Raw genomic sequence first — 16373 nt, forward strand, 5'->3', positions numbered from 1 at the left:
GCCCCGCGGGCGCCTGCGGCCCGCATGGATCCGGCCGAGTTCCTCGACGGCGGCGCGGTCAGCGTGTCGGACGAGACGTACGCGGTGTGCCGGACCGACCGCGGACACCCGGACGCGTTCGCGACGGTCCGCGCGGACGGCGAGACGACGGTCGTCGTGGACGAGGGCGATGTCGACGCGGTCGACGCCGCCGCGGTCGAGCCCGGCTGGAGGCGCCTGACCTTCGAGATGGACCTCCCCTTCGAGCTCGTCGGCTTCCTCGCGGCGGTCGCAACGGGGCTCGCCGAGGTCGACGTCTCGGTGTTCGTCGTCTCGTCGTTCGCGACGGACCACGTGTTCGTCGGGGACGACGACCTGCCGGCCGCCGTGCGGCGGCTGGAGGCCCTTGGCTGCGAAATCGTCGACTGACGGCGGGGAAACGGAGGGCGCCTCTCGGGGGACGCTCGACCCCGTCAGTCCTCGTCGCCGAGGATGACGCGGTGGGTCATCGCCTCGGGGTCGAGGACCTCGTCGGCCTCCTCCTCGGTGAGGTGGCCGGCCTCGACGGCGGCCTCGCGCACGCTCTTGCCCTCCTTCAGGGCCGTCTTCGCGACCTTACTGGCCTTGTCGTAGCCGATCGCGGGGTTGAGCGCCGTCGCCAGCGCCATCGACTGCTCGACGCGCTCGCGGGCGAACTCCTCGTTGGCCTCCAGCTTGCCGACGAACCGCTCGCCGAACGTCTCGGCGACGTTCGAGAGCAGTTCCGCCGACTCGAGGAAGTTGTGCGCGATGACCGGCTTGTAGAGGTTCAAGTCGATCTCGCCGCGCGCGGCGCCCGCGGAGACGGCGGCGTCGTTGCCGACGACCTGCTTGTGGACCTGGTTGACCGACTCGGCGACGACCGGGTTGATCTTCCCGGGCATGATCGAGGAGCCGGGCTGGTTCTCGGGCTGCTCTATCTCGCCCAGGCCGTTCCGCGGCCCGGAGGCGAGGAGCCGGAGGTCGTTGGCCATCTTGTTGAGGCTGCCGGCGATGGTCTTGAGCGCGCCGTGGCCCTCCGCCATCGCGTCGTGGGCCGCCTGCGCCTCGAAGTGGTTCGCCGCCTCGCGGAACTCGGTCCCGGTCTCGTCGGAGATGTACTCCGCGGCGAGCTCCGGGAAGTCGGGGTGGGTGTTGAGCCCGGTCCCGACAGCCGTGCCGCCGAGGGCGAGCTCGCGGAGGTTCGACTGGACGCCCTCGGCGCGCTCGATGCCCTTCGCGACCTGCGTGCGGTAGCCGCCGAACTCCTGGCCGAGCCGGATCGGCGTCGCGTCCTGGAGGTGCGTCCGGCCGGTCTTGACGACGCCGTCGAACTCCGCCTCCTTCGCCTCCAGCTCGGCGTGGAGCGTCTCTAAGGCCGGCACGAAGTCCTTCTCGACCGCTTCGAGCGCGGCGACGTGCATCGCCGTGGGGATCACGTCGTTCGACGACTGGCCGTAGTTGACGTGGTCGTTGGGGTGGACGACGCGGTCGCCGATCTCCGCGCCGGCGATCTCGGCGGCGCGGTTGGCGATCACCTCGTTGGCGTTCATGTTCGAGGAGGTGCCGGAGCCGGTCTGGAACACGTCGACCGGGAACTGGTCGTCGTGCTCGCCGGCGATCACCTCGTCGGCGGCGGCGACGATCGCCTCCGCGGTGTCGTCCTCGATGAGCCCGAGGTCGCGGTTCGCCTGCGCGGCCGCCTTCTTCACGACGCCGAGCGCGCGGATGAACCGTCGGCTCATCGGGATCCCCGAGACGGGGAAGTTCTCGACGGCGCGCTGGGTCTGTGCGCCCCAGTAGGCGTCCGCCGGCACCTGCATCTCGCCGAGGCTGTCCTCTTCCGTGCGGTAGTCGTCACCCATGCGCCGACCTTCCCGCGAGACGCTGTAAAAGGTACTGGAAACCGGCAGCGCGCGGGATCGTGCGGGCTGCTACCGAGACAATTGCTACCGCGAGACGTTGTCGGAGCGAGGCGTTAAGCCGAGCGAAAACGGCCGAAAATCGGCGCAAACGCTTCCGGCTTCTATGTCGGTCCGTCCGCAACGGCCGGGCGCACATGAGCTCGAACGACTCAGCGATCGGCGCGGCGCTCGACCGCGACACCGTCCGGTCGACGAGCAGGCTCCTCATCGGCGCGCTGGCGATAGTCGGCGTCCTCGCCGTCGTCACACTGCTGCCGGGCGTCGACCGACTCGTCCCCTTCGCGCCCGCGACGTTCGCCGCCGTCGCGACGGCGGTCGTCGCGCTCGCGGTGGCGGGCACCCTCCTGTACGCGGCGCCGAAGTTCGCGCTGCTGACGCGGCTGGCGCTGGCCGAACCCGACGCCGAGGGCGACGCCCGGTCCGACCGGATCGTCGAGAACGCGGGCGGTATCGTCCACTGGCTCGTCGTCTTCGGGGCCGTCCTCGTCGCGTACCGCGGGCTCGCGGGCGTCGCGGTCCCCGTCCTGGACGGCGCCGCATGGGCGTACGACGCCGGGTTCCTGTTCGTCGCACTCGTCCCCGTGGTGTTCCTCGTCGCCCGCCTGACGGTCACGGTCGACCCGCTGGCCGAGCTGGTCGCCGACCGCGTCGCGGACGAGGGATCCGACGGCGACACCGCCGAAGCCGCCGAAACCGATGAGGCGACCCCGGACGGCGACGGCTGACCGGAAGCTCGTCAATCCTCGGTAAACAGAAACGGGAGCGTCACGAGCGCCCCGTTGAGACCGAACAGCAGCGAGAGCACCAGCCCGAGCGGCGGCTCGTCGCCCGGGTGGACGGCGAGGAGGACGAAGGACCCGACGCCGAGGGCCGCCAGCCCGAGCGTCAGCGCAGCGTCCGAGTACCGGTTCCACGCGTCGTCGAGCGCCGGTTCGAGCCGCGCGAGCGGCCAGTCGGCCTCGGCCTCGGCGTCGGCGCGGTCGGCGCGGTCGGTCCACGGCGTCTCCTCGGCCGACTCGCCGAGCCAGGCGTCCGCTTCGGCGGGAGAGTCCTCAGTCTCGTCGGAGCCGGAGTCGCTCCCGAGGACCAGTCGACGGAGTCCCGAGCGGCCGGCCGCCGCCAGCATCGCGAGCGTCCCGACCGCGGTGAGGGCGGCGAGGACGGTCGGTGACGCGAGGCGCGCTTCGGCGGCGAGGAAGGCCGCGAGGAACGCCAACAGCGAGACGGCGGCGAGGACCCCGCGTGCGGCGCGCACGGCTGCGGATGGGATCGGCATGGAGGGCGAGAATGGTTCGACGGGACCGGGGTCGGCGATCAGGCCTCGTCGACCGGGAGCAGCCCGGCCTCGCGGAGGTCGTCGTCGAGGGCGCCGTCGCCGTGTTCCGCGTACGCCTCAGGGGTGTACGTCTTGATCTCCAGGGCGTGGACGGACCGGGTCATGTGGTCGCCGACCGCGTCGTACACTAACTGGTGCTGGTCGACGAGCGACTCGCCCTCGAAGGCGGGCGAGACGACGACGGCCGCGAAGTGGGCGTCCTCGTCCTCGTCGTCGTGGATCCTGGGCGCGGTCACGCTGGCGACCGCGTCCGGGAGGTGCTCCTCGATGAGGTCCGCGACGTCGTCGGGTGCGATGGTCATGGTCCCGCTCGGACGCGAACGGCCAAAAGTCGACCGGCCCGGTCGAGCCTGGAGAGCCCGTGTCAGACGGCGTCCACGAGTCGCGGACTCGGGTCGCAGCCGGAGCGACCCCGTCTCCCGACCGTTCGCTAGAAGAGCGCCTCGCTCTCGTCGAGGACGCGCGCCGGGCCGCCGACCTCCCAGACGTCGGTGTCGATCCCGACCTCCGCGATCCGGCTCTCCACCTCGTCGGCGTGGTCTGCGGGCGTGTTCACGTACACCGACGCGCCGGTGTCGGTCGAGAAGTAGACCGGGACGCCCGACTCGCGCAGCTCGCGGACCGCGTTGAACACCGCGATCGTCTCGGGCTGCCAGTACACCCACCCCGCGGGGCCGGTCATCGTCGTGGCCGTCAGCGAGAGCGAGTCGTGTTCGGCGGTCTCGAAGATCCGCTCGAAGGAGCCCGCGCGGAGCGCGTCGGTCATCTCGACCAGCTGGTCCTGGACGTGCGCGGTCCGCGCCTGCATCATGTGGCTCGCGGCGGCCTCGCGGTGCGCCTCCTCCGTCTCCTTGTACGCCGGGACGTGCGCGGCGACGATCCGGAGGTCCTCCTCGGGGTCGAAGCCGTCGTCGCTCACGCCCACGTCGAGCCGATGCGAGCGGCAGTCCTCGTCGTTGAGACCGGCGTCGAGCCGCGAGTACGCGCCCGTCACCGAGCGCGCCGCCGACGAGGAGCCGCGGCGGGCGACCGTGGAGACCTCGGTGAGCGTCATGTCGAGCCCGGCGGCCTCGGTCAGGGCGAGCGCGGCGGCCGCGAACCCGGACGACGAGGAACCGAAGCCGATGTTCGACGGGAAGGAGTTCTCGCTCTCCAGCCGGACCGCGGCGTCGACCCCGGCCAGGTCGCGGACGTGGTCGACCACCATGTCGATGCGCTCGGCGGCGCGCCCGTCGACCTCCTCGCCGCCGATGACGTAGGTGTCCTCGCTCGCGTCGGGCCGCCACTCGACGGTGGTCGTCGTCGCGGTCGGGGCGGTACAGAGGCTGATGCTGTCGTGGTACGGGAGCCGAAGCTCCGCGTCCCGCATGCCGTGGTACTTGACGAGCCCCTGGATCGGGTGGGCTCGCGCGGTGGCCTTGCCGGTCATACCTCGGGAAGCGTTCGGCGGGGGATTAGTCGTTGCGATAGGTGGGAGGGAACCGACAGCCGTCGACGAGCGCTCAGTACGTCTCGACGTCGAGGCCGTCGATGCGCTCGAAGTGATCGCGGTTGCGGGTCACGACCGGTTCGTCGTTCAAAAGCGCAGTCGCCCCGATGATACAATCCTCTCTGTCGGTCTCCTCACCCCGAGCGCGAAGCGAGCCGGAGATCTTCCCGGCCTTTCGCATTACGGTCTCGTCGGCGACGACCGCGTGGCGCGTGTCGAGCACGTCGAGGATCGCTTGTCGGCGCTCTTCAGGAGCGTTCAACTGTGGAACCGCTTCGTACAGTTCGAGTACCGTTATCGAGGAGATCTTCTCGGGACGATTCTCCCGTTCGATGAGATCGAGGTATCGGACTGCGTCCCGATCGTCGTGTAGAACGTCGATGATGAAGGCGGTGTCCTCGATCATTCGACGTCCCGTACATCTGCGTCGATCTGTTCGCGCCGGTCGCGAGAACGAGACCGCCCCTCCTCCACGAGAGATTCGAGCTCGTCGCCCTCCTCTTCGGAGAGAATTCCTGCGACTTCCGTCCACGATCGCTCACCGGCGATCCGTTTGACCACGTCGGAAAACGACTCACCCTCCCGCTTGTGCGATTTGAGCCGCTCGTAGGCCTCTTCGTCGAGCGAGATCGTTTTCGTCGACATTACAGTACACAGTTGCGTGTGTATATTTAAAAATGTCAGCACCGAAATCGAGGTTACGACCCGACGGCAGGTCACTCTACGCCGATTCACGGACTAGCAAATAAATCACGACAACCAACAGCATCACGTCCAACTCCGCGATCACCGTTAGCGGAGTGCCGAACCCCCATTGCCACGCCCAGTCGCTGCCTCTGTCCTTCGCGTCTTTATACACCCATCTGCCGAGTGTCGCCCACAGGACGAGCAGCGTCGCCAACAAGAGCAGTTCGTCGCGGGCGACGGTAGCGCCCCAGATCCGATACGTCGGTAGCTGCGTCGCTGAGGGTGCGAGGACCATCGATGGGGTTGGATAGTTGCCCCGTTTATAAAAAAACCGAAATAGAGGAATTAACTTGTCCCAGATAACTCACTATCTCTTTCACTCGCTTCCGTCCCCGAGACAGCGACGAGATTGAGGGGAACCCTTTTTGACGGGGCGGCGGGTACTCGGCGCCATGACCGAGTACACCGTCGAGTTCGTCGGCACCGGCGAGACGATCGAGGTGGCCGACACGGAGACGATCCTCAGCGCCTGCTTCGACGAGGGGATCGCCCAGGAGTACTCCTGCCGCGTCGGGATGTGTCTCGCCTGCTCGGCGGAGATCGTCGAGGGCGAGGTGACCCAGCCCGCGGCCCGCGGCCTCACCGACGAGGAGGCCGAGGAGTACGCGCTCACCTGTATGGCCCGCCCGCAGTCGGACCTGAAGCTCGACCGCGGGAAGTACCCGCCGAGCATCGAGGACGACGCGGCGACCGCCGCGGGAGAGGGCGACGGCGCGGCCGCGGACGACGACTGAGTCGGCTCGGCGGCGCCGGTCGCCGTCCGGTGATCGGTCCGCTACTTGTCGGTCAGCTACTCGTCGACGCGCTCGAAGCGGTGTCGCACCACGTCGGCGTCGTCGTCCCACTCGAAGCTGCCGCCGTGCGCGCGGACCATCCGCTCTTTGTACGCCTCCAGCGAGGGCGACCCCTCCCGCTTCGCGTCTTCGTCGGTCATGTCGCCGAGCGTGCGCTCGGTGACCTCCGTCAGTTCGAACGCGACGCCGTCGACCTCGAAGGTGTCGCCCTCGTCGCCGTAGCGGTTCCCGCGGTGGAGCTGCGTCACGTCGCCGTCGAGCGCGCTCTGCTTCACGCGGTCGTTCGGCAGCAGGTCGGCCGGACCGTTCTCGGACATGCGGATCGGTTCGGGCCGCGGCGCCTTATGATCGGCGGCGGTCGGCGCTCGACCCGGTCGCCGGTCCGTGCGATCGGGGCGGCGTTACGGATATCGAAACGGTCGTCTCGCCGGTGCCCACGTCCGTGAATACCCGCGCTGCGGCCGGAGCCGAGGGATTCAAGATACTGCCGAGTCCCATCTCAGACGATGCGACAGGACCACCTCATCACCGCGACCCAGCTCTCGCGGGATGACATCGAGGCCGTGCTCGACCGGGCCCGAGCGGTCGCCGACGACCCCGCCGCCTACGCGGACCGGCACGCCGGTCGCGTGCTCGCGCTCTGCTTCTTCGAGCCCAGCACGCGGACGCGGATGAGCTTCGACAGCGCGGCGAAGCGCCTCGGGATGAACACCATCGACATGGGCGACGTCGACTCCTCGTCCGTCTCCAAGGGCGAGTCGCTGTCCGACACCGTCCGCGTCATCGAGGGGTACGCGGACGCCCTCGTCCTGCGTCACCCCAGCGAGGGCGCCGCGACGCTGGCCGGCGAGCGCGTGGACGTCCCCGTCGTCAACGCCGGCGACGGCGCGGGCCAGCACCCCTCCCAGACGCTGCTCGACCTCCACACGATCCGCGAGGACCACGGGCTCGACGACCTCACCATCGGGATCATGGGCGACCTGAAGTACGGGCGGACGGTCCACTCGCTGGCGGCCGCGCTCACCGAGTTCGACGCCAACCAGCACTTCATCAGCCCCGAGTCGCTACGGCTCCCGCGGTCGGTCCGCTTCGACCTGCACGAGACGGGCGCGCAGATCCGCGAGCACGAGGACTTAGCGCCCGTCCTCGACGATCTGGACGTGCTCTACGTCACCCGGATCCAGAAGGAGCGGTTCCCCGACGAGAACGAGTACCACCGCGTCGCCGGCGAGTACCGGATCGACGCCGAGACGCTCGACGCCGCCGACGACGACCTCACCGTCATGCACCCGCTCCCGCGCGTCGACGAGATCGCGCCCGACGTCGACGAGACGGACCACGCGCGCTACTTCGAGCAGGCCCACAACGGCATCCCGGTCCGGATGGCGCTGCTCGACACCCTCTTAGAGAACGCCGACCCCGACGAGGGGCCGGAGGTGGACCGATGAGCGAGCACGAGCTCCGCGTCTCGAAGATCCGCGACGGCACCGTCATCGACCACGTCGAGGCCGGGCAGGCGCTGAACGTCCTCGCCATCCTCGGCATCGACGGCGCCGAGGGGTTCGGCGTCTCCGTCGGGATGAACGTCCCCTCCGACCGGCTCGGCCGCAAGGACATCGTGAAGGTCGAGGACCGGGAGCTGTCGCAGTCCGAGGTCGACGTGCTCTCGCTCATCGCGCCGGAGGCGACGATCAACATCGTCCGCGACTTCGAGGTGGTCGAGAAGAACCGCGTCACTCGTCCCGACGGCGTGACCGGGGTGCTCTCCTGTCCGAACCGCAACTGCATCACGAACGCCGGCGAGCCGGTCGAGACCCGCTTCGACGTGGTCGCCGACGGCGTGCGCTGCGACTACTGCGCGACGATCCTGCGGTCCGACATCGCCGAGCACATCGACGTCTGAGTCGCCGACCGGGGGTCGGCGTGCGGCCGTCTCTCACGCGCGCCCTCCGGTAAGTTTTAGCGCCCGCCGCACGAACCGTATGACATGAGCAAGAAAGCCAAGCTCGTCCTCGTGCTGTCGCTCGTCGCGCTCGCGTACTTCCTCTTCGCCGGCGACAAGCAGCCGGTCGAAGTCGAGTAACGCCGCGGCGCCGCGCCCGCGCCCTCCGCGGACCGCACCGCCCCCGAACCGCACCGCTCGGCGATCCGCATCGCGCGGCGGCCGCCTCCCCGGCCGACCGCGGCGAGACCGTCCGTTTTTACCGACCAGCCACGTAGCTGAAGCCATGTACGGGGTCGTCACGCGCAACGCCGACGAGGTCGAGATGGAGCCGTTCGACCTCGGCTTCTACGAGGTCAAAGACGTCACCGGCCGGGCGGCCGAGCCGCTGCCGAACGCCGTGAACATGGTGTCGTGTTTCGGCGACAACGCCGCCGCGAGCGAGAACGAGGACCTCGTCCCGGTGGACGAGCGCGGCGAGCCGGCGACCCGCGACCGCGAGTACTTCGACTGGGCGTACATCTGCCCGACGCACCCCGAGTACCGCGAGGGCCTGTTCGAGATAATCGCGGACTGCGCGGACGCGAACGCCGGCGTTCGCCTCGACGACGTCGGGTTCCCCCGCGAGGGGTTCTGTCACTGCGACCGCTGCGAGCGCCTGTTCGCCGAGAGCGACCGCGACGACTTCGCAGACTGGCGCGCCGACGTGATCACCGAGTTCGTCGCCGAGGCGGCCGACCTCGTCCCCGGACGGCTCCTGCTCACGCTGTACCCCGACCCCTACCCCGACCACCTCTACGAGCGCGCCGGCCTCGACCTCGACCGGCTCGCCGACCACGTCGACGAGTTCGTCGTCCCGCTGTACGACACCGAGTACGCGACGACCTACTGGCTGGAGACCATCGCCCGGGGGTTTCGCTCGCGGCTCGGCGGCGACTACGACCTCCACGGCGCGCCGCCGGAGACGCCGTTCTCGCTGGAGCTGTACGCGGTCGAGGTCGACGTCGACGACCTGATCCACGCCGCCGAGGTGGCCGAGACGTACGCGAAGGACGTGTTCTTCGGCTACGACGCGAACAACGCCGCCGCCGCGCTCCGCCGGAAGGACGCCGACTCGCGCGACGGCGAGGTCCACCGCCCGGAGTAAACGAGGGGTTATATACCCGGCCGGCCGAGGGCAACTCGACCGGCCGCCGGCGTGCGACACCACCGGTCGTCTCGCGTTCGCGCGAGGCGGTCGCCTTTCAACGTCCGCGCCGTAGCGGCGGTCGCTCTACGCCGTTGAGCCGCCGGCTCGTCGATTTCTCCGCGGGCGCTCGTGCCGATCAGTGAACCGTCCGGTCGTCGCTCATGTCGATATCCGCGACCGGCTCCGAATTGCCGAACTCGGGCGCGGGGCCGTCGCCCGGCGCCGCCCACTCGACCGCGTTCCGAAGGACCTGTCGAACGTCCTCGTCGTCGTATATCGGGTACGTCTCGTGGCCGGGTCGGAAGTAGAACACCCTCCCGCTCCCGCGGCGGTAGCAGCAGCCGGACCGGAACACTTCGCCGCCCTCGAACCAGGAGGTGAACACGAGCGTGTCGGGCGCGGGCACGTCGAACCGCTCGCCGTACATCTCGGTCTCCGCCAGTTCGACGTACTCGCCGATCCCCTCCGCGATGGGATGGCCCGGTTCGATCGTCCACAGGCGCTCGCGCTCGGCGGCCTCGCGCCACTTCAGCGAGCAGTTGGTGCCCATCAGCCGCCTGAATATCTTCGAGTAGTGCGCGGAGTGAAGCGCGATCAGGCCCGTGCCGTTCAGGACGCGCTCGTGGACGCGGTCGACGACCTCGTCGCGCACCTCGTCGTGCGCGGCGTGGCCCCACCAGACGAGCACGTCGGTGTCGTCCAAGGCGGCCTCGGTGAGCCCGTGGTCCGGGCCCTCGTCAAGCGTCGCCGTGCGGACCTCGTGGCCGCCCTCGCGGAGCGCGTCCGCGACGACGGCGTGGATCCCCTCCGGGTAGACGTCGGCGACGACGTCGCTCTCGCGCTCGTGACGGTACTCGTTCCAGACCGTGACGCGTGCCATGCCCGTGGTCGACGCCGAACCGACTTTAGCGCTCCCCCGCCGCGCGGCGCCCGGACCCGAAGGCACTTCCCTCGGGCTGGAGATGACCGCATATGGCAGGTCCCCGACAGCTGTACCGACGCGCCGACGACTGGGCGCGCGGCCTCTCCCGGTTCCGGTACGCCGTCGTCACCGGCGTGATCGCGACGGCGTCGGTCCTCGTGGTCGGCGTCCTATCCGACACCTCCATGACATTTCAGGCGGTCGCGATGGGCGTCACGATGGCCGCGCTCTACTACGCGTTCGACATGAACGCGAGAGCCGACTGAGCGGCGAGAAAAGGGTCAGGCGGTCGCCTCGACGTCCGCGAGCCGCTCGGCCAGGAACTCCGCGATGGAGACTTCTGCCTCCTCGACGAACCGCGCGAGCTCCTCGCCCTCGGGCGACTCGACGACGACGGTCGGGATCAGCTCGATCCCGTACTCCTCGACTAACTCGCCCTCCTTCCCGTCCGGCCCCTTCGTCACCGGGAACTCCCGGATGCGGTCGTCCGGGACCCCGGCGGCCGCGAGCGCGGCGCCGAACTCGGGGAGCTGGCGCCGGCAGTCGCCGCACCAGTCGCCGCCCCACACCTTGAAGACGTAGTCGTCGGCTCCGAGCGCTTCGAGCACGGACTCGTCGAACGCGTCCGCGTCAAGGTCGGCGGGCGCGAGCGTTTCGAGCGTCATTTTGCGGAGGTAGGTCGCGGAGGCACCTAAACGGTGCGTCGGTGGCAAGACGAGCCCTCGGCGGTTCGCGGCCGACATCGATTGCCGCAGTCCGCGGGGCCTTTGGGTCGCGGTCGCCTCGGATCGGGTAATGGACGACGACATCCTGTCGACGCTCGGCTCGCCGCTGGTGCGGGTCGACGCGCCCGCGGGAACGACCGTGGCGGCGAAGGTCGAGTCCCGGAACCCGGGCGGCTCGGCGAAGGACCGTCCCGCGCTGTACATGATCGAGGCCGCCGAGTCGGCCGGCGAGATCGAGCCAGGCGACCGCATCGTCGAGCCCACTTCGGGCAACACCGGCATCGGGCTGGCGATGGCGGGCGCGGCGCGCGGCTACGACGTCACGCTCGTGATCCCGGAGGGGAAGTCGATCGAGCGCCGGCGCCTGATGAAGGCGTACGGCGCGACCGTCGAGCTCGTCGACGGCGACATCTCGGCCGCGAAGGAGCGCGCGGACGATCTCGAAGCGGAGCCGAACACCGTTCAGCTGCGGCAGTTCGAGAACCCCGCCAACCCCCGCGCGCACTACGAGACGACGGGGCCGGAGATCCTCGATCAGGTTGGCGACCGCACCGTCGACGCCCTCGTCGCCGGTGTCGGTACCGGCGGCACCCTCTCCGGGATCGGCCGCCGACTGCGGGAGACGTTCCCGAACGTGCGCATCGACGCCGTCGAGCCCGCGGACAACGCCGTCCTCTCCGGCGACCCGCCGGGCGACGACCGCTTCCAGGGGATGGGACCGGGGTTCGTCGCGCCGAACCTCGACGTCGACCTGATCGACGAGGTACACACGGTCGAGCTCGCGGACGCGGAGGCCGAGTGCCGGCGGCTCGCCCGCGAGGAGGGAATTCTGGTGGGCCAGTCGTCCGGAGCCTCCAACCTCGCGGCCAGGAACGTGGCGGCGGAACTGCGCGAGGCCGGGGCGTACGCGGGCGCCGAACCCCTCGTCGTCACCGTCTTCTGGGACAGCGGCGAGCGGTACCTCACCGCCGGCACCTTCGACGAGTGAGCGCCCCGCACCGCGGCGACGCTCGGGCGCCGACGACCGTCGCGTCCGCGGGCACCCGGACGTTGATTAGCGCGCGGCGCCGAGGGCCCCCGTGAGCACCCGCGACTCGACGACGGCCGCGCCGGACGCGGACCCGACCGACCCGCAGGATCGGCGCTTCGACGGGCCGTGGCTCGCCGCGCTCGCCGCGGCCGTCGTCGGCTGGACGCTGTTGTACGCGCTCGACTGGGCGTTCCTGACGCCGTCGACCCCCGTCGGCGCGGCCGTGGCCTTCGCGCACGGCTACCTCCTCGCGCCGCTGGCGACCGCGACGCTGCTGCTCGACTCGCTCTCGCTGGCCGAGCGGCGCGTCGCCGACCTGGGACTGTTCAAGTGGATCTACGCCCTCGCCGCGCTCCCCGCCCCGCCCGTCGCCGCGGTCTACTACCTCCACCGCGAGTGGCTGAGGCCCGACGACGCGACCCTCCTCGGGGGCCCGTGATGCCGGCCGAGGATGGCCGCGACGGCCGAGCCGGGGGCGACCTCGGGCCCCGCGGACCGGACGAGACCGGTCGCGTCGCGTCGCTCGTCACGGCCCCGGAAGGGGGCGCGCCGCCGGTCGGTCGGGACGCGGTCGACGTCCGTCCCGACGGGGTCGAGGGGGACCGCTACCGCCGCGGGGACGGTCACTTCCAGCTGGACGGCTGCGCGGTGACGCTCGTCTCCGCGGCGGCGCTCGCCGCCGTCCGCGAGGAGACCGGGGTCGACCTCCGCGACGGTCGACACCGGCGGAACGTGGTGGTCGACGGCTTCGGGGGCGGACTGGACCCGCTGCTCGGCGCGACGGTGGCCGTCGGCGACGCGCTCCTGCGGCCGACGCGCCGCCGTCCGCCTTGCGCGCGCCTCGAATCGCTCACCGGCGCCGACGGGATCGCGGCCGCGCTGCGCGAGCGCGGCGGGCTCTGCTGTACCGTCGTCGAGCCCGGCCGCGTGGTGGTCGGCGACCCCGTGACAGTGCGCGAGGCCGACCCTCGGACGGCGGGCGCGGCGATCGCCGAGCGGCTGCGCGGCGGCTCGGAAAGCGGTCACGAGTAGCCGTCAGCCGGTCCCGGCAGCCGGTTCTCCCCGACGGCCTCGGCCCGCTCCGGTACCGCGGGGCGCCCGAGAACCGCCCCGCGCCGGGCGGGTGTGCGTGCAATTCACACCCCCGCTTCGGGCTTTATACGGTCGAAGACGGAGACGGGGGCATGAATCGAACTCGGCGCGCGGCGCTGTCCGGACTCGCGGCCGTCGGCGCCGCCGTCGCCGGCTGTCTCGGCGGTCGAGCGACGAGCGGGGCCGACCGCGACGGGGAGTCGGCCGGGGCGTCGAGCGACGGGGCGTCCGGCGGCGACGGGAGCCCGCCGCCCACCGTCGAAACCGAGTACCACCTCGCGTACGAGCCGGCGTCGCTCCTGTCGGAGTCGCTCGACGGCGGCGTCGGCAAAGACGGGATCCCGTCGGTCGACGACCCGCAGTTCCGGCCGATCGCGGACGCGGACCTCGCGGCCGACGAGCCGGTGTTCGGCGTCGTCCGCGACGGCGAGGCGAGGGCGTACCCCCGGCGGATCCTCTCGCACCACGAGATCGTCAACGACGAGATCGCCGGCGAACCGATCGCGGTCACCTACTGCCCGCTCACCGGGACGGCACAGGGGTTCCGGCGCGGCGCCACGACGTTCGGCGTGTCGGGCCGGCTGGTCAACTCGAACCTGATCATGTACGACCGCGCCACCGACAGCTGGTGGCCGCAGATGCTCGCGACCGCGATCGACGGCCCGCTCGCGGGCGCGACGCTCGACGAGTTCCGGGTCGTGTGGACGACCGCGAGCGAGTGGGCCGCGCGACGGCCGGGCTCGCTCGTCATGACGGAGGCGACCGGCCACGTCCGCCGCTACGACAGCGACCCGTACGGGAGCTACGCCCCGGTGAACGGCTACTACGCCCGGAACGGGACGCTGTTCCCGCCGCTGGCGTCGACGGAGGATGGCCACCCGAAGTCCGTCGTCGTCGGGGCGCGCACCGCCGACGGCGCCGTCGCGTTCGACAAGGCCACCCTCCTCGACGAGCGGGTCCTGACCGGGACCGTCGGCGGGGACGGGGGGGCCGTCGTCGCCGTGGCCGAGCCCGCCCTCTCGACCGGGCACGTCTACCGGAACCCGGACGGGGCCGCGGTCGCGACCGACGGCGACGGGTACAGGGTCGGGGGCGAGGGCGGACTGGCCGCCGCGGACCTCCCGCTCGACCGCGTCCTCGCGTTCGACGCGATGTGGTTCGCCTGGGCCGGGTTCTACCCCGACACCGCGTTCGTCGGCGACCACACCTGGGCCGGGTATGGCCGCTGAGACCGCCGCGCCGACCGAGGCCCCGCGCGAGTGGCTCGTCGGGCTCGGCCGGCGGACGGCGTTCGCCGTGCGCGCGTCTCTCGGTCGACGCGACGGCCGCGCGACCGCCGCGGTCGTCGCGGTCGCGTACCTCCTCGCGTACCACGTCGGGCTCGGCCACCTCGGGGTCCGCGCCGGCGCGAGCGGCGGCGCGCCCCCTCGGTTCGACCTCGTCGTCGCGGAGACGCCGGGCGCGCTCGCCCTCCGCCGCGTCGCACCGTTCCAGTACGAGCCCGTGGCGCTGCTCTCCGTCGGGCCGGTCGAGTACCTCTTCGCCCCGGTCAACGCCGCGCTCGGGCTCGGGCTCGCGGCGCTCGTCGGCGTCACCCTCGCCGTCTCCGTCGTCGCGTGGCGCGGGCCGTCGGCGTGCCGGATCGGGGCCGGCGCGGGCGCGGTCGCGGGGGTCCCAGGGGTCCTCTCCGGGTTCGCCTGCTGCGGCCCCACGCTCCTCGCGGTGATCGGCGTACAGGCCTCCGCGGGGCTGCTCGCCGCGTTCCAGTGGTTCCTGCCCGCCTCGGTCGGCGGCCTGCTGCTCACGCTGCTGTGGGTCGGGAGCCGCGTGGACCCGGCCGCCGTCGGGTGAGTCCCGCTCGCCAGAAACCCCCGCTACGGCGTTCCGCGCCCCGCCGGGATCGAAAGCGTTGACCGGCGACCGCCCCGACGACACGCCCGTGACTGTCGGATGAACTGGCGGTACCGCCACGCGGTGTTGACCCTGTGTATGCTGGCGTTCTTCGTCACGTACTTCGCCCGGCTGGCGATCAGCCCGGTCGTCCCCCTGATCATCGACGACTTCGGCGTGTCGAACACCGCGGTGGGGGTCGCGCTCTCCGGCATGTGGTTCGCCTACGGGCTCTCGCAGTTCCCGAGCGGCATCCTCGCCGACCGGTACGGCGAGCGCCGCGTGATCCTCGTCGCCGTCGGCGGGACGACCGCGACGAGCCTCCTGCTCGCCGTCGTGCCGGTCTTCCCCGCGTTCGTGCTGGCCGCGGTGCTGCTCGGGCTCGCGGCGGGGCTCCACTACGCGGTAGCGACCACGCTGCTCTCGCGGACGTTCGACGACCTCGGGACCGCGGTCGGGATCCACTCGCTCGGCGGGCCGCTCGCGGGGCTGGTCGCGCCGGTGGCCGCGACGTGGGTGGGGTTCCGCTACGGCTGGCGGCCCGGCGTCGCGCTGGCCGCGCTCGTCGGCGTCCCCATCTTCGCCCTGTTCGCGCGCCGGGTGCGCCCGACCGAGCCGCGGCGCCCGGAGCAGCCGATGGCCGAGCGGCTCCGGCTCGCGCCGCTGCTCGAACTGGTCGGGCGCCGGGAGGTCCTCGTTCCGCTCGCGGTCGCGACGCTCGGCACGTACGTCGCGCAGGGCGTCATCTCCTTCCTTCCGACGTTCCTCGTCGAGCTCCGCGGGTACTCGCCCGGCTTCGCCGGCGGCGTCTTCTCGGCGTTCTTCGTCGTCCGCGCCGGCGCGCAGGTCGGGCTCGGGCGGCTCTCCGACCGGCTGGGCCGCGACGCGAGCATCGCCGCGGCCCTCCTCGGCGGGGCGCTCGGCCTCGGCGCGCTGGTCGCGCTCCCGGGCCTCCTGCGGCTCCCGACAGCGGTCGGGCTCCCGGCGCTCCCCGCGGTCGCGGGGCTCGGCGTCGCCGTCTTCCTCGCCGGCCTCGGGTCGAGCTTCTTCTCGGCCATCGACCCGCGGTTCATGGACGCGCTCGGCGACGCGGAGCGGGGCGCCGGGTTCGGCCTGATCCGGACCGTCTACACCGTGATCGGCTCGGCCGGCTCGGTGGGCGTCGGCCTCGTCGCGGACCTGCTCGGCTGGGCCGCGTCGTTCGCCGTCATCGCCGGCATGTCCGGGCTCGCGTTCCTCGTCATCTCCGCGAACGCGGTCGTCGGCGGGGGGCGGTGACGCGGGTCGGGCCGCGT

General features: G+C 71.4%; 23 protein-coding genes. 13 read left to right on the plus strand and 10 right to left on the minus strand.

All coding sequences use genetic code 11. From position 1 onward, the window contains the following. Positions 1 to 24 precede the first annotated feature (24 nt). A complete protein-coding gene (locus EXE48_RS10685) occupies positions 25 to 408 on the plus strand; it encodes an ACT domain-containing protein (RefSeq protein WP_053771355.1) in 384 nt (127 codons plus the stop codon). Positions 409 to 452: 44 nt separating this feature from the next. On the opposite strand, the gene EXE48_RS10690 is transcribed toward EXE48_RS10685, so the two are convergent. Further along, the gene (locus tag EXE48_RS10690) at positions 453 to 1862 is read right to left on the minus strand and encodes a class II fumarate hydratase (protein ID WP_137711388.1); all 1410 of its coding nucleotides are present in this window, start codon (positions 1860 to 1862) and stop codon (positions 453 to 455) included. 194 nt (positions 1863 to 2056) lie between these two features. On the opposite strand from EXE48_RS10690, the gene EXE48_RS10695 reads away from it, so the two are divergent. Next, positions 2057 to 2647 (plus strand): hypothetical protein, encoded by a 591-nt coding sequence (locus tag EXE48_RS10695; protein ID WP_137711389.1) that lies wholly within the window; start codon positions 2057 to 2059, stop codon positions 2645 to 2647. An 11-nt stretch (positions 2648 to 2658) separates the two neighbouring features. Here the strand turns inward: EXE48_RS10695 and EXE48_RS10700 are convergent, their stop codons facing one another. The 6 genes from EXE48_RS10700 to EXE48_RS10725 all read right to left on the minus strand — a co-directional run bounded on the left by EXE48_RS10700 (position 2659) and on the right by EXE48_RS10725 (position 5729). Then, entirely contained in the window at positions 2659 to 3192 is a 534-nt protein-coding gene (locus tag EXE48_RS10700) for a hypothetical protein (RefSeq protein ID WP_394347757.1), read from the minus strand. Positions 3193 to 3236: 44 nt separating this feature from the next. Beyond that, on the minus strand, positions 3237 to 3560 hold the full coding sequence (locus EXE48_RS10705; protein ID WP_053771358.1) for a BolA family protein: 324 nt from the start codon (positions 3558 to 3560) through the stop codon (positions 3237 to 3239). 128 nt (positions 3561 to 3688) lie between these two features. Next, a complete protein-coding gene (mvaD, locus tag EXE48_RS10710) occupies positions 3689 to 4687 on the minus strand; it encodes a phosphomevalonate decarboxylase MvaD (protein WP_053771359.1) in 999 nt (332 codons plus the stop codon). Between the two features lie 73 nt (positions 4688 to 4760). Then, complete coding sequence (locus EXE48_RS10715; RefSeq protein WP_137705324.1) at positions 4761 to 5153, minus strand: PIN domain-containing protein; 393 nt, start codon at positions 5151 to 5153, stop codon at positions 4761 to 4763. Continuing rightward, positions 5150 to 5392 (minus strand): antitoxin VapB family protein, encoded by a 243-nt coding sequence (locus EXE48_RS10720; protein ID WP_053771361.1) that lies wholly within the window; start codon positions 5390 to 5392, stop codon positions 5150 to 5152. The genes EXE48_RS10715 and EXE48_RS10720 overlap by 4 nt, the downstream gene beginning before the upstream one ends. A 76-nt stretch (positions 5393 to 5468) precedes the next feature. After that, complete coding sequence (locus EXE48_RS10725; RefSeq protein WP_137705325.1) at positions 5469 to 5729, minus strand: hypothetical protein; 261 nt, start codon at positions 5727 to 5729, stop codon at positions 5469 to 5471. Positions 5730 to 5886: 157 nt separating this feature from the next. On the opposite strand from EXE48_RS10725, the gene EXE48_RS10730 reads away from it, so the two are divergent. Then, on the plus strand, positions 5887 to 6228 hold the full coding sequence (locus tag EXE48_RS10730; protein ID WP_053771363.1) for a 2Fe-2S iron-sulfur cluster-binding protein: 342 nt from the start codon (positions 5887 to 5889) through the stop codon (positions 6226 to 6228). Positions 6229 to 6284: 56 nt separating this feature from the next. Here EXE48_RS10730 and EXE48_RS10735 read toward each other — a convergent pair whose 3' ends face one another. After that, a complete protein-coding gene (locus EXE48_RS10735; protein ID WP_053771364.1) occupies positions 6285 to 6605 on the minus strand; it encodes an ASCH domain-containing protein in 321 nt (106 codons plus the stop codon). 189 nt (positions 6606 to 6794) lie between these two features. Between EXE48_RS10735 and pyrB the strand changes: the two genes are divergently transcribed. The 3 genes from pyrB to EXE48_RS10750 all read left to right on the plus strand — a co-directional run bounded on the left by pyrB (position 6795) and on the right by EXE48_RS10750 (position 9377). Beyond that, a complete protein-coding gene (gene pyrB, locus EXE48_RS10740) occupies positions 6795 to 7736 on the plus strand; it encodes an aspartate carbamoyltransferase (RefSeq protein WP_137711390.1) in 942 nt (313 codons plus the stop codon). Beyond that, a complete protein-coding gene (pyrI, locus tag EXE48_RS10745; protein WP_053771366.1) occupies positions 7733 to 8191 on the plus strand; it encodes an aspartate carbamoyltransferase regulatory subunit in 459 nt (152 codons plus the stop codon). The genes pyrB and pyrI overlap by 4 nt, the downstream gene beginning before the upstream one ends. 325 nt (positions 8192 to 8516) lie before the next feature. Then, positions 8517 to 9377, plus strand: coding sequence for a glycoside hydrolase family protein (locus tag EXE48_RS10750; RefSeq protein WP_137711391.1), 861 nt, complete (start codon positions 8517 to 8519; stop codon positions 9375 to 9377). Positions 9378 to 9555: 178 nt separating this feature from the next. Here EXE48_RS10750 and EXE48_RS10755 read toward each other — a convergent pair whose 3' ends face one another. Then, positions 9556 to 10299 carry a ThuA domain-containing protein gene (locus tag EXE48_RS10755; RefSeq protein ID WP_137705326.1) on the minus strand — a complete coding sequence of 248 codons (744 nt, stop codon included), beginning with the start codon at positions 10297 to 10299 and terminating at the stop codon, positions 9556 to 9558. 92 nt (positions 10300 to 10391) lie between these two features. On the opposite strand from EXE48_RS10755, the gene EXE48_RS10760 reads away from it, so the two are divergent. Continuing rightward, positions 10392 to 10607 (plus strand): hypothetical protein, encoded by a 216-nt coding sequence (locus tag EXE48_RS10760; RefSeq protein ID WP_053771369.1) that lies wholly within the window; start codon positions 10392 to 10394, stop codon positions 10605 to 10607. 15 nt (positions 10608 to 10622) lie between these two features. Here the strand turns inward: EXE48_RS10760 and EXE48_RS10765 are convergent, their stop codons facing one another. Then, positions 10623 to 11006 carry a TlpA family protein disulfide reductase gene (locus tag EXE48_RS10765; protein WP_053771370.1) on the minus strand — a complete coding sequence of 128 codons (384 nt, stop codon included), beginning with the start codon at positions 11004 to 11006 and terminating at the stop codon, positions 10623 to 10625. A gap of 130 nt (positions 11007 to 11136) precedes the next feature. On the opposite strand from EXE48_RS10765, the gene EXE48_RS10770 reads away from it, so the two are divergent. The 6 genes from EXE48_RS10770 to EXE48_RS10795 all read left to right on the plus strand — a co-directional run bounded on the left by EXE48_RS10770 (position 11137) and on the right by EXE48_RS10795 (position 16356). Then, on the plus strand, positions 11137 to 12054 hold the full coding sequence (locus EXE48_RS10770; RefSeq protein ID WP_137711392.1) for a PLP-dependent cysteine synthase family protein: 918 nt from the start codon (positions 11137 to 11139) through the stop codon (positions 12052 to 12054). A gap of 91 nt (positions 12055 to 12145) precedes the next feature. Then, on the plus strand, positions 12146 to 12535 hold the full coding sequence (locus tag EXE48_RS10775; RefSeq protein WP_053771372.1) for a hypothetical protein: 390 nt from the start codon (positions 12146 to 12148) through the stop codon (positions 12533 to 12535). Beyond that, on the plus strand, positions 12535 to 13128 hold the full coding sequence (locus tag EXE48_RS10780; RefSeq protein WP_137711393.1) for an MOSC domain-containing protein: 594 nt from the start codon (positions 12535 to 12537) through the stop codon (positions 13126 to 13128). Before EXE48_RS10775 ends, EXE48_RS10780 begins: the two co-directional genes overlap by 1 nt. 152 nt (positions 13129 to 13280) lie before the next feature. Continuing rightward, on the plus strand, positions 13281 to 14417 hold the full coding sequence (locus EXE48_RS10785; protein ID WP_137711394.1) for a DUF3179 domain-containing protein: 1137 nt from the start codon (positions 13281 to 13283) through the stop codon (positions 14415 to 14417). Further along, positions 14407 to 15039: a hypothetical protein gene (locus EXE48_RS10790; RefSeq protein ID WP_053771375.1), complete on the plus strand. Its 633-nt coding sequence runs from the start codon at positions 14407 to 14409 to the stop codon at positions 15037 to 15039. Before EXE48_RS10785 ends, EXE48_RS10790 begins: the two co-directional genes overlap by 11 nt. A gap of 99 nt (positions 15040 to 15138) precedes the next feature. Next, positions 15139 to 16356 (plus strand): MFS transporter, encoded by a 1218-nt coding sequence (locus EXE48_RS10795; protein ID WP_137711395.1) that lies wholly within the window; start codon positions 15139 to 15141, stop codon positions 16354 to 16356. Positions 16357 to 16373: the final 17 nt, after the last annotated feature.

The sequence above is a fragment of the Halorubrum sp. ASP1 genome, assembly GCF_005435135.1.
Classification (GTDB): Archaea; Halobacteriota; Halobacteria; order Halobacteriales; family Haloferacaceae; genus Halorubrum; species Halorubrum tropicale.

Excerpts from the sequence above, each read along its gene's own strand:
- EXE48_RS10685 (WP_053771355.1), top strand. The coding sequence starts at position 25 with ATGGATCCGGCCGAGTTCCTCGACGGCGGCGCGGTCAGCGTGTCGGAC.
- EXE48_RS10690 (WP_137711388.1), bottom strand. The coding sequence starts at position 1,862 with ATGGGTGACGACTACCGCACGGAAGAGGACAGCCTCGGCGAGATGCAG.
- EXE48_RS10695 (WP_137711389.1), top strand. The coding sequence starts at position 2,057 with ATGAGCTCGAACGACTCAGCGATCGGCGCGGCGCTCGACCGCGACACC.
- EXE48_RS10705 (WP_053771358.1), bottom strand. The coding sequence starts at position 3,560 with ATGACCATCGCACCCGACGACGTCGCGGACCTCATCGAGGAGCACCTC.
- mvaD (WP_053771359.1), bottom strand. The coding sequence starts at position 4,687 with ATGACCGGCAAGGCCACCGCGCGAGCCCACCCGATCCAGGGGCTCGTC.
- EXE48_RS10715 (WP_137705324.1), bottom strand. The coding sequence starts at position 5,153 with ATGATCGAGGACACCGCCTTCATCATCGACGTTCTACACGACGATCGG.
- EXE48_RS10720 (WP_053771361.1), bottom strand. The coding sequence starts at position 5,392 with ATGTCGACGAAAACGATCTCGCTCGACGAAGAGGCCTACGAGCGGCTC.
- EXE48_RS10725 (WP_137705325.1), bottom strand. The coding sequence starts at position 5,729 with ATGGTCCTCGCACCCTCAGCGACGCAGCTACCGACGTATCGGATCTGG.
- EXE48_RS10730 (WP_053771363.1), top strand. The coding sequence starts at position 5,887 with ATGACCGAGTACACCGTCGAGTTCGTCGGCACCGGCGAGACGATCGAG.
- EXE48_RS10735 (WP_053771364.1), bottom strand. The coding sequence starts at position 6,605 with ATGTCCGAGAACGGTCCGGCCGACCTGCTGCCGAACGACCGCGTGAAG.
- pyrB (WP_137711390.1), top strand. The coding sequence starts at position 6,795 with ATGCGACAGGACCACCTCATCACCGCGACCCAGCTCTCGCGGGATGAC.
- pyrI (WP_053771366.1), top strand. The coding sequence starts at position 7,733 with ATGAGCGAGCACGAGCTCCGCGTCTCGAAGATCCGCGACGGCACCGTC.
- EXE48_RS10750 (WP_137711391.1), top strand. The coding sequence starts at position 8,517 with ATGTACGGGGTCGTCACGCGCAACGCCGACGAGGTCGAGATGGAGCCG.
- EXE48_RS10755 (WP_137705326.1), bottom strand. The coding sequence starts at position 10,299 with ATGGCACGCGTCACGGTCTGGAACGAGTACCGTCACGAGCGCGAGAGC.
- EXE48_RS10760 (WP_053771369.1), top strand. The coding sequence starts at position 10,392 with ATGGCAGGTCCCCGACAGCTGTACCGACGCGCCGACGACTGGGCGCGC.
- EXE48_RS10765 (WP_053771370.1), bottom strand. The coding sequence starts at position 11,006 with ATGACGCTCGAAACGCTCGCGCCCGCCGACCTTGACGCGGACGCGTTC.
- EXE48_RS10770 (WP_137711392.1), top strand. The coding sequence starts at position 11,137 with ATGGACGACGACATCCTGTCGACGCTCGGCTCGCCGCTGGTGCGGGTC.
- EXE48_RS10780 (WP_137711393.1), top strand. The coding sequence starts at position 12,535 with ATGCCGGCCGAGGATGGCCGCGACGGCCGAGCCGGGGGCGACCTCGGG.
- EXE48_RS10785 (WP_137711394.1), top strand. The coding sequence starts at position 13,281 with ATGAATCGAACTCGGCGCGCGGCGCTGTCCGGACTCGCGGCCGTCGGC.
- EXE48_RS10790 (WP_053771375.1), top strand. The coding sequence starts at position 14,407 with ATGGCCGCTGAGACCGCCGCGCCGACCGAGGCCCCGCGCGAGTGGCTC.
- EXE48_RS10795 (WP_137711395.1), top strand. The coding sequence starts at position 15,139 with ATGAACTGGCGGTACCGCCACGCGGTGTTGACCCTGTGTATGCTGGCG.